This is a genomic window from Effusibacillus pohliae DSM 22757 (genome assembly GCF_000376225.1).
In the GTDB taxonomy this organism is placed as follows: Bacteria; Bacillota; Bacilli; order Tumebacillales; family Effusibacillaceae; genus Effusibacillus; species Effusibacillus pohliae.
Window position 1 is genome coordinate 1 of record NZ_AQXL01000079.1, and the last position, 12233, is coordinate 12233.

The 12233-nt window shown below is 53.8% G+C and carries 16 protein-coding genes and 2 pseudogenes; 8 read left to right on the plus strand and 10 right to left on the minus strand.

Going from position 1 to position 12233, the window contains the following annotated elements:
* On the minus strand, positions 1 to 180 hold a 180-nt coding region (locus C230_RS19120), incomplete at its 3' end, for a transposase (RefSeq protein WP_018130404.1).
* Positions 181 to 294: 114 nt separating this feature from the next.
* Here C230_RS19120 and C230_RS19125 point away from each other — a divergent pair.
* The 3 genes and pseudogenes from C230_RS19125 to paaX form a co-directional block, all read left to right on the plus strand.
* Positions 295 to 1650, plus strand: a pseudogene (locus tag C230_RS19125) (benzoate-CoA ligase family protein); the annotation flags it as partial.
* 51 nt (positions 1651 to 1701) lie between these two features.
* Positions 1702 to 2172, plus strand: coding sequence for an acyl-CoA thioesterase (locus C230_RS0102115; protein ID WP_018130406.1), 471 nt, complete (start codon positions 1702 to 1704; stop codon positions 2170 to 2172).
* Positions 2173 to 2494: 322 nt separating this feature from the next.
* Positions 2495 to 3379 (plus strand): phenylacetic acid degradation operon negative regulatory protein PaaX, encoded by an 885-nt coding sequence (paaX, locus tag C230_RS0102120; protein ID WP_026174082.1) that lies wholly within the window; start codon positions 2495 to 2497, stop codon positions 3377 to 3379.
* Positions 3380 to 3385: 6 nt separating this feature from the next.
* Here paaX and C230_RS23690 read toward each other — a convergent pair whose 3' ends face one another.
* Both C230_RS23690 and C230_RS22855 read right to left on the minus strand, forming a co-directional pair.
* Positions 3386 to 4537, minus strand: a complete 1152-nt coding sequence (locus C230_RS23690; RefSeq protein ID WP_018130408.1) for a YeiH family protein — start codon at positions 4535 to 4537, stop codon at positions 3386 to 3388.
* Between the two features lie 146 nt (positions 4538 to 4683).
* Positions 4684 to 4935: pseudogene (locus C230_RS22855) on the minus strand (mandelate racemase/muconate lactonizing enzyme family protein); the annotation flags it as partial.
* Between the two features lie 11 nt (positions 4936 to 4946).
* Between C230_RS22855 and C230_RS23245 the strand changes: the two are divergent.
* Entirely contained in the window at positions 4947 to 5258 is a 312-nt protein-coding gene (locus C230_RS23245) for a FadR/GntR family transcriptional regulator (RefSeq protein WP_407635567.1), read from the plus strand.
* A gap of 159 nt (positions 5259 to 5417) precedes the next feature.
* Positions 5418 to 5609 carry a hypothetical protein gene (locus C230_RS0102140; protein ID WP_018130411.1) on the plus strand — a complete coding sequence of 64 codons (192 nt, stop codon included), beginning with the start codon at positions 5418 to 5420 and terminating at the stop codon, positions 5607 to 5609.
* Positions 5610 to 5917: 308 nt separating this feature from the next.
* Here C230_RS0102140 and C230_RS0102145 read toward each other — a convergent pair whose 3' ends face one another.
* Positions 5918 to 6175, minus strand: a complete 258-nt coding sequence (locus C230_RS0102145) for a hypothetical protein (RefSeq protein WP_018130412.1) — start codon at positions 6173 to 6175, stop codon at positions 5918 to 5920.
* 89 nt (positions 6176 to 6264) lie between these two features.
* Entirely contained in the window at positions 6265 to 7194 is a 930-nt protein-coding gene (locus C230_RS21150; protein ID WP_018130413.1) for a M23 family metallopeptidase, read from the minus strand.
* Between the two features lie 193 nt (positions 7195 to 7387).
* On the opposite strand from C230_RS21150, the gene C230_RS0102155 reads away from it, so the two are divergent.
* Positions 7388 to 7624, plus strand: coding sequence for a hypothetical protein (locus tag C230_RS0102155; RefSeq protein WP_018130414.1), 237 nt, complete (start codon positions 7388 to 7390; stop codon positions 7622 to 7624).
* 313 nt (positions 7625 to 7937) lie between these two features.
* Here C230_RS0102155 and C230_RS0102160 read toward each other — a convergent pair whose 3' ends face one another.
* Genes C230_RS0102160 through C230_RS0102170 form a run of 3 tightly spaced genes read right to left on the minus strand, consistent with a single transcriptional unit; the run spans position 7938 to position 8903 of the window.
* On the minus strand, positions 7938 to 8267 hold the full coding sequence (locus C230_RS0102160; protein ID WP_018130415.1) for a DUF1811 family protein: 330 nt from the start codon (positions 8265 to 8267) through the stop codon (positions 7938 to 7940).
* Positions 8268 to 8281: 14 nt separating this feature from the next.
* Complete coding sequence (locus C230_RS0102165) at positions 8282 to 8620, minus strand: histidine triad nucleotide-binding protein (protein WP_018130416.1); 339 nt, start codon at positions 8618 to 8620, stop codon at positions 8282 to 8284.
* 19 nt (positions 8621 to 8639) lie between these two features.
* Positions 8640 to 8903 carry a YqkE family protein gene (locus C230_RS0102170; protein WP_018130417.1) on the minus strand — a complete coding sequence of 88 codons (264 nt, stop codon included), beginning with the start codon at positions 8901 to 8903 and terminating at the stop codon, positions 8640 to 8642.
* A gap of 79 nt (positions 8904 to 8982) precedes the next feature.
* Between C230_RS0102170 and C230_RS0102175 the strand changes: the two genes are divergently transcribed.
* Positions 8983 to 9393, plus strand: coding sequence for a hypothetical protein (locus tag C230_RS0102175; protein ID WP_018130418.1), 411 nt, complete (start codon positions 8983 to 8985; stop codon positions 9391 to 9393).
* An 18-nt stretch (positions 9394 to 9411) separates the two neighbouring features.
* Here C230_RS0102175 and C230_RS21155 read toward each other — a convergent pair whose 3' ends face one another.
* On the minus strand, positions 9412 to 9972 hold the full coding sequence (locus C230_RS21155) for a hypothetical protein (protein ID WP_018130419.1): 561 nt from the start codon (positions 9970 to 9972) through the stop codon (positions 9412 to 9414).
* Positions 9973 to 10120: 148 nt separating this feature from the next.
* Between C230_RS21155 and mnmH the strand changes: the two genes are divergently transcribed.
* A complete protein-coding gene (gene mnmH, locus C230_RS0102185) occupies positions 10121 to 11176 on the plus strand; it encodes a tRNA 2-selenouridine(34) synthase MnmH (RefSeq protein WP_018130420.1) in 1056 nt (351 codons plus the stop codon).
* A 76-nt stretch (positions 11177 to 11252) separates the two neighbouring features.
* Here the strand turns inward: mnmH and C230_RS0102190 are convergent, their stop codons facing one another.
* Positions 11253 to 11588 carry a hypothetical protein gene (locus C230_RS0102190; protein ID WP_018130421.1) on the minus strand — a complete coding sequence of 112 codons (336 nt, stop codon included), beginning with the start codon at positions 11586 to 11588 and terminating at the stop codon, positions 11253 to 11255.
* Positions 11589 to 12233 lie beyond the last annotated feature (645 nt).

Consider the following 12233-nt stretch of genomic DNA (forward strand, 5'->3'; position numbering starts at 1 on the left):
GTTGCGATACGTGGTGCGTTCATGGGTTCGCTCGTAGGGTTCCGCTTGGATCTGCTCCGATGCTTGCTTCTGTAAGAGTTGGTTCAAAAACGACTGCATGAGAGATGGAGCCAGTTTGCCATGTGTTGTAAGCAGTTGGTGTAATTCTTCTGCGGAAAGGGTAAGATGGAAGTGAGTCATTTCGATTCCTCCTTGGGATATTGTTGTAGACAAACTCCATGATTCCCAAAAAGAGGATTGAAATGACTCTTCCTATTTCAGATCCTTTTTACACATAATACCGGACACAACTTCAAGATTGGTGCGGTACCGGTTCCGGTCAATACGATGCTGAACCCGCCTGATTATGAGTATTTTCTTAACAACAGCCGGGTGAAAGTGCTGATTGCGCACGCCGAACTTTGGAAATCGATTGAGCATTTGCAAAACCGGTTTATCTATCTGCGACATGTCGTTTTAATCGATAATCACGATATATCCGCTTTCCATGTGGAAGAGGGGAAAACGCTTACAAGCTTCCGGAGCTTGCTGGAGCATGCCACCGATCGTCTTGAGACAGCCGCCACCTGTGCCGATGATGCCGCTTTCTGGCTGTTTAGTTCCGGCAGTACCGGGAATCCGAAAGGCGTCATTCACCTGCAGCACGATATGGAATATGCTTTGAACAGTTACGCGCGGAACGTGTTGAAAATGACGGAGGAAGATATTGCTTTTTCCGCTTCCAAGCTTTTTTTTGCCTACGGATTGGGGAACGGCATGTATTTTCCGCTGGGATTGGGCGCATCGACCGTATTGATGCCGGACCGGGTGCTGCCGGAGAAGGTGTTCGAAACGATCGAAACTTACAAGCCTACGATTTTTTTTGGCGTACCGACTTTGTATGCATCGATGATCGATTTTGCCCAACGTTCCGGCAGGCAATATGACCTGTCTTCGCTTCGCGTTTGCGTTTCAGCCGGAGAAGCGCTTTCCGGATCGATCATGCGAAAGTGGAAGCAGTTGTATGAGGTGGACATCCTGGACGGTATCGGTTCCACCGAAGCACTGCATATTTTCATTTCCAATACGATCGGTGGAGTGAAGGAAGGAAGCTCCGGCAAGGTGGTGCCTGGATATGAGGCCAAAATTGTAAACGAACACGGGCTCGAATTATCTGCCAACGAAATAGGCGATTTGATTATCAAAGGCGACAGCATTACCCATGGATATTGGAACATGCATCAGGAAAACAAGCGCAAGTTTTATGGAGAATGGTTTCATACGGGCGACAAGTACTACGTTGATGAAGATGGATATTTTTGGTATTGCGGACGTTCCGACGACATGATAAAAGTTGGCGGTATTTGGGTGTCCCCGATTGAAATCGAAAACTCTTTGCTTAAACACGATGCGGTATTGGAAACTGCGGTGATTGGAATCACGAATGAAAATGATCTGGTTTATCCGAAGGCGTATATTGTGCTTAAGCAGGGAGTCGCCCCGTCCGAAAGTCTGGAAGAAGAATTGAAGCAATTCGTGAAACAGGATTTGGCACCCTATAAATATCCCCGCATCATCGAATTTATCGATGAACTGCCGAAAACGGTGACAGGCAAGATACAGCGTTTCAAGCTGCGGGAGAGAGCCAGCGGTGTCCAGATTGGAGTCTGAATAGTCAAATGTTTGCGGCTGGGTTTCCAAACAATCATCGGAGGGAATAATGTGAGACGAAATGAAATTCAATTGCGGGTCCATTGGGGGGATACGGACAAGGCGGGTATCGTATTCTATCCGAATTATTTCAAGTGGTTCGATATTGCCGGTCATCAGTTCTTTCGCTCCGTTGGCCTGGCTCCGTCGGAACTGGAGGAGAAACATCAGGTGATCCTTCCTATGCTGGACGCTAGATGCACATTTGAAAAGCCGCTCTTTTACGACGATATCATCACAATCAGAACGGTCGTTCAGGAAATTAATCGAAAAACGATCAAACTGTCCCATGAGGTTTATCGGGGAGACGCGAGAACGGGCTGCGGATACGAACTGCGCGGTTGGGTGAAGCGTGAGGGCGATCGGCTGGCTGCCGTCCCTATACCAGATTCTGTACGAGAAATTCTGGAGCAGGATGCGCAGGAGAAAGCCGGTTGTACACATCGCTTTGAGCCTTTTTTAGATCTTGGAGGATCTCGATGAACAATTGGCTGGGGGATGGTTAGTGTCTTCTGGCGGTGCCGAATCATGCCAAAGACCAGTGACTTTGTGGCATTTACACATTTTATTCTTCCTACTTCTTCTAATGGATCCGCTGGGGGAATGCGTGGTGACGTAGCCCCCCTTTTTTCAGTTCTCTTAGGCTGAAGCAATTCAGCGGCTTCCCGCATCACCATCATCCTCTGAAATCACTCGCCCCACACTACCGGTCGCTACAATCGGATACATCAGGCTTGAAAAAGATGATTTTTTACAATAACCTGATAACAAAATGGTTTGTAAAAATATTTTGCAGGTGACACGGATGAAACCAAGATCCTTAGTATTTACGTTATATGGGGACTTTATTCAACATTATGGAGGAGAAATCTGGATCGGGAGCCTGATCCGGTTGATGGCAGAATTCGGGATATCGGAGTCATCCGTCAGAGGAGCCGTTTTCCGCATGGTCAATCAAGGTCTGTTGAAAGCCCGGCGTTCAGGGAACAAAAGCTTTTATTCACTTACGGACAAGGCAAAGCGCAGGGTGGAAGACGGGGTACGGCGAGTGTATGCCATTCGGAACCACAGATGGGATGGATTTTGGCGGATTTTCACTTATTCCGTACCGGAAGAAAAAAGGGATTTGCGAAACCAGTTGCGCCAGGAACTGTCCTGGACAGGATTCGGACTGATTTCTAATAGTACCTGGGTCAGTCCGAATCCGCTGGAAGAGCAAATCATGGAAATTGTGAAAACTTACAGGTTGGAACCCTATACGTTTCTGTTCAGTTCCAGCTCGGTCGTTTCCCACGAGAATCAGGAAATCATCGAACGCGGGTGGGACCTGGAAGAAATCGGGAAGGAATATGACCATTTTATCGAAATCTATGGCAGCAAATACGAAGAACTGAAAGAAGCGGCTTGGAACGCTACGTTGACAGATCGCGAAAGTTTCATTGCACGCACGCAACTGGTGCACGAGTACCGGAAATTCCTGTTTAAGGATCCGGGTTTTCCGCTCGATTTGCTGCCGCCAAACTGGAGCGGCACAAAAGCGCGCGAACTGTTTTGGAACATTCATCAACTGGTATCCGTTGGTGCTGTTCGTTTCTTTGAATCCTGTTTTGAATTCGATTCGAATTTGCTTCCGCAATCCTTCAACCGTGAGAAAGCGCTGAATCCGTTTGCAGAATTGTACATCAGCTAACAGGGGCTACAGCCTGAACGCTTTTACCAGCACAAACCCGAGCACCGACAACAACAACGACCCAATAAACCCCCCGGCGATCGTGCGGGCTCCCCAACGGCGCAGCACCGAAACATCGACGTTCAGGCCGAGACCCGCCATCGCCATGGCGATCAGAAAATAAGCGAGATTGACGACCGATGCTGCCGTCTGCTGTGAAAAAATGCCAAGCGTGTTGACGGCGCTCATCACCAGGAAGCCGACGATGAACCAAGGGATCGGCAGGTCCTTCAACGTCCGAAGTACGGTGCGGTCCCTTCGCTTCCCGGGCTCAGTGAGGTCGCCTCGTTGAGCCAGGTTACGCCGCTGGGGCCGGTCCCCCTGGTCGCCTCCCCTGGTGCGGTCGCCGTCCTTGGTCCGATCGTCGCCTGCGCTCCACTCGGACCGGCTGACGATGATTCCGATGAGCAGTGCAACGGGAATCAACAGAGCAACGCGAGTCAGTTTGACGATCACGGCCATGTCGACGGCGGCGGCGCTGACGGGAGCGGCGGCGGCCACCACATGCGCCACCTCATGCAGTGTAGCGCCGGCAAAGATGCCGAAAGCGACGTCATTCAACCCGAGTAGCGGATACAACAGCGTATAGGCAACCGTAAAAATCGTGCCGAGGATGGCGACGGACGCTACACCGACCGCGATTTCATCCTGCTTGCTTTTCAACTGCGGGGCGATCGCGGCGACGGCCGCCGCTCCGCAAATGGCGGTGCCGACTGCGCTCAGCAGGGCAAGCCGTTTTTCCACTTGAAACCATTTCGAAATCCAATACACCGAAAAAATCGTAAACACAAGATTGACACAGGCAAGCGCCAGAACTTTCGGACCTGCCTGCGCGATGTCAGACAGGTTCAAACGCATGCCGAGCAAAATAATGCCGATTCGCAACAGATGCTTGCCGGCAAACGAGATGCCGGACGCGGCAGTCTCCGGAATGCCCATCACCGTCCGCCAGCTCATGCCGAGCAGAATCGCGATTACCAGCTGCCCAAGGATGGACAGGAACGGAAATCCGACGAGCACTTTCGCCGCCACCGCCAGCAGCAAAGTCAAACATATGCCCTGCACCATGCCGATCTGCAGGGGTTTTTTCTTTTTCAGGAAAAGCACCGTGTGTTGCAATAGACACATACCCCTTTCGCTGGCTCCGCTTGAAAAACGGGATGTGCCTTAAGCATAGAACGGAGCGAGGTGAATGAGAAATTGCGATTGTTTATTTTACGTATAAAGCATGCTAATTCAGATCATGTTCCGATCGGTTTGCTGCGTTACACGTACCGGCTACCGTCCCAGCGGTATTGTTCGATGATCGACCGGTCCAACTCCACTCCGATTCCGATACCGTCCGGAATTGCGGCTTTCCCTTGTACCGGCTGAATCAGAACGAGCGATGCGAACGGATTGTCGATCACGTCCCACTCGACCGGTTCGATTTTGTCTCCGTCCATCTTGCTCCAGGGCGACAGGCAGGCTTGGGCAAACAGCGCGTACAATCGGGAAAGCGCTCCGTCAAACGTGTGCGGTTCAAACGATTCTAGATGACGCGGGCCTGCACGTCGACGATCTGCAGATCCTGGGCGAAAGAGATGCCCAGTTCCATGTGGCGCTGGCACAGGCTTCGCAAAATTTGGTACTGATCCGGCTGATGCTGACGATGCTTGACCTCTTGTCCGAAAGCCGCATGGAATCGTTGGCGATCGAGGGCGGGCCGCAGCGGTCGCTGGCGGATCATCAGGCGATTTTTCAGGTGATCAAACAAAAAGACAGCGAACAGGCGAAACATCGGATGCTCGCTCATCTGACCCGAGTGGAACAATCGATTCGCATGCGAATCAAGCGCTGAGACGTGGAAAGCTGATCAAGTTCCGGATCAAACGCTAAGCGGTGGGAAGTCCACCAAGCTGCAGAAGAAGCCCACCAGCCAAAAGTCGCTGCAACCCGCAGGCAAACTGCGGAACCGGGTGAAACAAGATGTGGATCGTCGAGAAAGGGAGGGGGCACGATGTCGATCGTCATTACGGAGGAGTTATGGTGGCCTCTGCCCGAATGGATTCGGGCGAAATATCAAGTGATGCTCGATCCCGAACTGTATCGGGATCGAGAGCGGATCGCCGCGATCGGGGCGAACGTCCGTCCCGCCGTCGATTCCGATGGTGATTTACGGCGTCGGCGTGGAACAGATCACCTGGGTTGACAGAGTGAAAGCGCTGCGGGAGGGAGTCTGGGCACTGCTGCTGCCGGTCATCTGTTCCGGCGATGTCGATGTGGCTGCCGAATCTGTTGAAGTGATCTTCCGGATGTCACCTGAGCCGCAAGATGGGGTCCTCTGTCGCCATGCAACTTGGGTGACCTATTTATTGTTTGCGGTTTGTTGCCAGGCAGTAGAGCATTTTTGCACGATCGAGGATCGGTACAACAAAAACAACAATACTTGCGAAAAAGCGAATGAAAAAGAGCGGCGACCGCCGCCCTGTCGAAGGAATGTTGGAAAAAGGAATCCGGTTACTTCGGAATGCGGGGTTGGGTTTGCGCCAGAGCGATAAACGTTTTCTCGTCTTCCACCAGTCCGCAGGCGCCGCACGCCACTCGCCGCCGGGTTCCCTGGTAAGGCAAATGGAACGGCTCCAGCTCGCCCTGCTCGTAGTGTTCGAGAATTTCGCCCGTCTCCGGGTCCATTTTCACATACTGCGGTACCTGTTCCAAAATGGCAAAACGGGTGCGGTTGCTCCTGCAATTTGGACACAAGTAAGGAGTGCTCATCGCATTCCCCCTCCTTTGCTCCTTATAATCTCCAAAAGCATCCAAATGTATGAAATGTGACGAGTCAGGCGGGGCACATCCCCGGCGGGTTATCTTTGCAGGAAACTCCAGGGGTTGACCGTTTCCAGTAGCCCGTCTTTGAATCCGGTCGCCACACCGAAGTGCAGGTGCGGGCCGTACGACTCCCCGGCCGCTCCGACGCGGCCGATCGGTTGGCCCTGCCGGACTTTCTGGCCGGGGCGGACCTGGATGCCCGTTTTGTACATGTGTCCGTAGACAGTCATCAAACCGGACTCGTGGCGGATGACGATCCAATTGCCAAATCCCTGCGCGGGTCCGGCGAACAGGACAACGCCGTCCGCCGCCGCGTGGATCGGATCGCCCAGTTCGGCCGCCACGTCGATCCCGCCGTGGAACTCGATCTCCCCGTTCAACTCCCGCCAACCGTATTCGGATGACACCTCTTTGGTGGACGGAACGGGCCACGCCAGCAGTCCGGCCAATTGTTCCAGATTGAGATTGTCGATCGCCCCCTGTCGGTGCGAAACGCCGGTCGCTTTGGTGATCTGGTCCGAAACGGTTCGGGCAGTCCGGGAAAGCTGTTTCTCCTTCGTCTCCAGTTGCGCTTTCTCTTGGACCAACCGGTTGCGCAGGGCGAGATCGCTTTGTTTCTGTTGTTCAACCGCCAGTGCTGGCCATGTGGAGCTTTCCAATGCGGCCGCCAGCGTGAGGTAGACGATCGTGTACCGCTCGGTCATCGTCCGGATGGTTTGCTCCGCTTCCGCCGCCTGCAGGCCGCTGTTCGTCTTTTGGGTTCGGCTGTCAATCTGTTTGATTTGGTCGATGGTGTTGATCAGTTGTTGATGAACTTGTTTCACTTGCTGCTGCAGGATCTGGTCCTGAAGGATCAAATCGGGAACCGGCTGCCTTACGGGCGCATCGCTACCGGACGCCAGTGTCTGACCAGCGTCAGCGAGCAGCAGCACGCTGCAGAACAGCCCGATTTTGCCGAATCGCATGGGGTACCTCCCATTGGTCAGCGAATTTGGTTACAATAAACACACATCTACCAGTATGTGACTGCTTGACAAATTTTATAAGGTTGAGTAGCAGAGGTGGGACAGGACATGATGTGTGCGGTCCGGAACAGTGGCGTCGATTGTTGCGGCTTCCCAGTTTGTTGGACAGGATTCCGGAAGTTGGTTATGACCAATGAGCAAATCGATATATGTGGCAGCGGTGATTTCAGATACGGACATCCTTGTCCATATGGTCAAGGGTGGCGTTTTTGAAGCTGAATTCGTTCAATCCATTCTGGATGGTGTATACATCCCACCAAAAGTTGTGGAGGAATTGTCGAAAAACCATGCAGCCGTTTATAACAAGCTTCGTCCGCTGCTTGACACTGGGGAGTGGTTGCGAAGAACAAAAGCTGAGTGGGCCCATTGATCAGTGGAGCAGCGGCGACTTATTAATGAAACAAAAGCGCGTATGCGGGCCAAACTGGATCCTGGTGAATTGGATTGTTACGGGTTCATGTGCAAAACTTTGACCGGCACTGCGGAAAACATCCTTGGGTTCAGTTTTATCTTACAGAACGCTAATGCGCACATACCTTTCTTGTAATACGGTGAAGCGCTGACAAAGTTGAGAAAAAACGAACCTAGCCCAAACAGGCCACCCCTCCTGGGACAGCCTGTTGTTTGGCAAACCGGCGGCTTGCGCGTCATTCTGTTAGTCACTGGGGCTGAGGGTGTATGTGTCAATCGAGCAGCGGATCCTTCGTCAGCATGGCGATCGGGTAGGCGACCGGGCCCGGTTTGTTGGACATGGTGCCGTGCGCCATCACGCCGTCCAAATGGGAGACGGTGAAGACGCCGCCGGGTTCCCCTTCAACAAAATATTGACCGCCGATCTCGATCGTCCGCGGGTTCATCAGGTAGGAAGCGGCCAGATACCAACGGGTGCGGAGCACCATCGCTTGCTCGAAATCGCCTGCCTCGAACAGCTCCAGTCCGCGTTGCTTCAACTGCTCCATTTCTTCCTGCAACTCTTCTTTCGTCATCTGACTCAGCCGTTTTTCCGGTTTCATTCGATGCCCCCGTGTTACATCTTCCACTCGAGCTGCCGCCCGCCGATCAGGTGGTAGTGCAGGTGGAACACCGTTTGCTGGCCATGCGGGCCGATGTTTGTGATGACGCGGAATCCGGACCCGTCGATGCCCATTTCCTTCGCCACTTTTTGCAGGGCGAGGTGCAAATGGCCGACCAGTTCCTTGTCTTCTTGCTTGATGTCCAGCAAGGAGACGATGTGTTTCTTCGGGATGGTCAGCACGTGTACTGGCGCGATCGGGTTGATGTCGTGAAACGCCAGCACGTACTCGTCTTCATACACTTTTTTCGAAGGTATTTCGCCTTTCACAATCTTGCAGAAAATGCAATCCATCTCCATCACCTTATATGTATTATTTAAACTTCTGCCAGTCCAGATTGCTTTGGTTAAACAGATATTCGAAGTCGTTTTCCAGCCTTTTGAGTTCCGCTTTGCGGGCCGCCTCCGCCTGCCGCCGCTGTTCTTCCTTGCGGCGCTCTTCCGCCGCTTGCAGTTCCACCTGCTGGGCTTTCAGTTGTTCGACCACTTCCGGGCGTAAAACATCTTTCAGCGTCGCCGGTTTGTCTTGTTCAGCGGACGGGTTCGGCATCGGACGCGAACGATTCTTCTTCGCCATGCAGGTCACCTCGGTTTCGCTACTCCCCATTATAGCAGTTTCCATTCGGGTATTCTATAATAGGCCGGGAGGGATGGACATGTTGTATCAGCCTAAGAGCATCCGGCTCGACCAGCAGCGGTTGCTGGTGCATATACCGGAAGCGGCTGTGTTTATTGAAAAATGGCAGGGACTCGGCGAGCGGTTCAGCGGCCTGTCGATCCGTTGGGCGGCGGCGAGGGACGCGCAGGGGGCATTCGTGGTGACCGGCGTCCGGCATGAAGGCCGCGGTTTTGATGTGGCGTTCCGGAAAGCCGCGTGGGAACTGCTGGTGGAAGAACCTGAGCAGCTGGTGATTCGCTGCGGAGATGATTTTGACGACACAGAACGGGGGGTTACAATCGAAATCCCCGAGGGGTCGTTTGCGGATTTTGTCGAGTCCTGCCAGCAACAGGCGGCGGAAGATCCGCAGAAGACCGTGCTCGGGGAAATCGCGAACTATTTCGCGTAAGCCGGCTCCTTGAACCGGCTACTGTCTGATTTGTTGGATCGGCTGGTCGGGATTTTGGGATCCATTGCCGTTTGCGGCCGGCTGGCCGGAGATGGATTTGGCGGGCTCGGCTGGTCGCGTTCCGGCATCCGTTTGACCGTTAAAAAATGTTTCTGTCAGGACGTCCAGTTTATCCATCACCTTGCCGAACCCGTATCCGATCAGGAACGATAGCCCGATTTTCGCAGGCACCAGGTCGGCCACGTTGACCAGCAGAATGCCGCTTTGAAACAGAATCACCATCATAATCGCGGTGCCCCCGCTCATGATCGGACGCAGCACATACCAGATCCACCATTTGTGGATGTTCAGCTTGTTATGCACGTTATGCCAATAGAACAGCCGTAGGCAGTACAGTGTGCCACCGATCGTGCCGGAGAATGCATAGTATTGGTAGTTCCGAAGCAGCGACAGGGGGATACGGGCGATCTGGAAGCTGTCGAACAGACCGCTCTTCAGCAGCCCAATCCAGATGAAACTGCCGATAAACACGACCAGCAAATAGAGGAAAACGCCAGCTTTCAAAAGACGTTGCGGCAAGGAAGACACCCCTTCGCGCTGATATACCACATTGTATGAAACGTGCGGTCAGGGTGTACGTACCGGCAGTCGCTGGCATCCCGTTTTTCGGTTATAATGGGGAAGATGAAACGGTTGGCACTTCACACGCCCAAAGGATGAGCAACAGATGGTTCGCGATGTGGCATATCCAGATGTTCAAAAGAAAAAAGATGTCGTGCTGATCGATGTTCGTTCGGAAGGCGAGTACGAGGAGTCCCACATTCCCGGTGCCGTTAACATTCCGCTGTTCACCAACGAGGAGCGGGCGCAGGTGGGGACGGTGTACAAGCAGATCAGCCCGGAACAGGCAAAAGAACTGGGCCTCAGGCTTGCATCGGCCAAACTGCCGGAACTAGTGAAGGCGGTGCAAGAGGCGTCCGCCGGCAAACAGCCGGTCGTTTATTGCTGGCGCGGCGGTATGCGCAGCAAGAGCGTGGCGACCGTGCTGGATCTGATGGGGATTCCGGCGCTTCGGCTGGAGGGCGGCTACCGGGCCTACCGGGAAACCGTCAAACAGCGGCTGGCCGATTTTCAGTTGAAGGCAAAATGCGTTGTGATTCACGGAATGACCGGTGTCGGCAAGACGCAGTTGTTGCAACGGTTGGCGGCAGACGGGGAACCTGTCCTGGATCTGGAGGGAATGGCTGGCCACAAAGGGTCGGCGTTTGGTTCAATCGGTGAACAGCCCCGGAACCAGCGGATGTTTGATTCGCTGCTGCTGCAGCGGCTGGAGGAGTTGCAGGACAGCTCCTACTTGATTATGGAAGCGGAAAGCAAGCGGATCGGCCGGGTGAACATGCCTGATTTTCTGGTGGAAGCGAAGCACCACGGGCTGCACATTTTGCTGGAGGCCCCCCTGCACATACGGGTTCAGCGGACATTGGACCAGTATGTGGTCGACGATCCGGAGTTTCAGGAGAAGGTGAAGGGGGCGTTGCGCTCGATCGAGAAAAAATTGCCGCCAGCCGACCGCCGGTTCGCATGGGAAGCGCTCGAACAGAAGCGGTACGCGGAACTGGCCGAATTGCTGCTGGTGAAGTATTACGACCCCCGCTACCAATACACGATGTCGCAATATGTGGGCGATTTCATCAGCCTTGATGCAACCGATCTGGATGCGTGCAAGCAGGCAATCAAACGCACGATCCGTGAAAAGTTGGGTCTTGCAGCTGTCACGACCTGACCTGTGGATCGAATCCGTCCGGACGAACAGGACAAAGGCCGGGGAGCCCGCCCGGCCTTCAATCGACTCTGTTTGGTTACCACCACAAAAATGCAAGAGCCAAAATCGCTGCAAACGCGACCCACCACCACCACCAACGGCCGACCCACCACCCATACCCGTTTGGATAGCCAGCCGCGTAGGGATACCCCCACTGTGCCAGTGCTGGATCGAGCGATTGCTGCCGATCGGTTTTCGGGTCGATTGTTGTGGAAGCGAGAGCCGGTGCGTATTGACGTGGAACGCGAACCAGCATTCCGTCATTCGACACGTGCTGGACAATGCCCTGGTGAGTGCCCCACGGCGTTTGAAATTGCACCCACCCCCCGACACAGTTTGCGCATGTTTTACGGATTGATGCGATGTTGTGCATGATTCCCCTCCTTGTACCCGGTTGATTTACGTTATGAAGTGCGGGTAGGACACGGAACGGCGTGTATCCTTGCACGGAACTACCAATGAATGATTTGGATGTTCGCCGTGGGGTGCCGACCGACAAAAATCGAGTTGCCGATTCCATCTGGGTAAGGGCCGTTTCGCCAGAAAGTGGACGTACATAAGGTAAAGCAACCGGATCGAAAGGGGGGGTTGCAATGTACGCTGTGTTCGGCGCCTACACCCGCTGGGCCGTTGTGTTCCTGATCATCTTTGTTCTGTTCATCCTGCTCGTTCCGTAGGAGCGGCGGTTGAAAAACGGAATTCACGAATCAAACAGGTTGAGAAGGGCCATCGCGCGCGTGGCCCTTTCGTTTTGTAGTACGCCCAGCATGGGCGTCATCTCTAGGGTGAGAGTCCCGAACGGGGGCTGGCGAGCGCCTACCGTAGCCAAGGGCAAGGGTGTCCGTCGCGAGGCGGAATCTGAAGGAAGCCGGAGGCAAACGCACGGCTTGAGGTACACGAACCCAATTTGAGGCCGTTACAGTCGGATGAGTTGCCTACACACAACGAAATCCAAAGCCGCCAAGGGCTGTAACGGTAGACTTGGGCAAGCGCGGGCGGAAAGATGACGCTCTTATCT

Excerpts from the sequence above, each read along its gene's own strand:
- C230_RS0102145 (WP_018130412.1), bottom strand. The coding sequence starts at position 6,175 with ATGAGCACTCCTTACTTGTGTCCAAATTGCAGGAGCAACCGCACCCGT.
- mnmH (WP_018130420.1), top strand. The coding sequence starts at position 10,121 with ATGGTTCGCGATGTGGCATATCCAGATGTTCAAAAGAAAAAAGATGTC.
- paaX (WP_026174082.1), top strand. The coding sequence starts at position 2,495 with ATGAAACCAAGATCCTTAGTATTTACGTTATATGGGGACTTTATTCAA.
- C230_RS0102140 (WP_018130411.1), top strand. The coding sequence starts at position 5,418 with ATGTCGATCGTCATTACGGAGGAGTTATGGTGGCCTCTGCCCGAATGG.
- C230_RS0102175 (WP_018130418.1), top strand. The coding sequence starts at position 8,983 with ATGTTGTATCAGCCTAAGAGCATCCGGCTCGACCAGCAGCGGTTGCTG.
- C230_RS0102190 (WP_018130421.1), bottom strand. The coding sequence starts at position 11,588 with ATGCACAACATCGCATCAATCCGTAAAACATGCGCAAACTGTGTCGGG.
- C230_RS0102170 (WP_018130417.1), bottom strand. The coding sequence starts at position 8,903 with ATGGCGAAGAAGAATCGTTCGCGTCCGATGCCGAACCCGTCCGCTGAA.
- C230_RS0102155 (WP_018130414.1), top strand. The coding sequence starts at position 7,388 with ATGAGCAAATCGATATATGTGGCAGCGGTGATTTCAGATACGGACATC.
- C230_RS0102165 (WP_018130416.1), bottom strand. The coding sequence starts at position 8,620 with ATGGATTGCATTTTCTGCAAGATTGTGAAAGGCGAAATACCTTCGAAA.
- C230_RS0102160 (WP_018130415.1), bottom strand. The coding sequence starts at position 8,267 with ATGAAACCGGAAAAACGGCTGAGTCAGATGACGAAAGAAGAGTTGCAG.
- C230_RS21150 (WP_018130413.1), bottom strand. The coding sequence starts at position 7,194 with ATGCGATTCGGCAAAATCGGGCTGTTCTGCAGCGTGCTGCTGCTCGCT.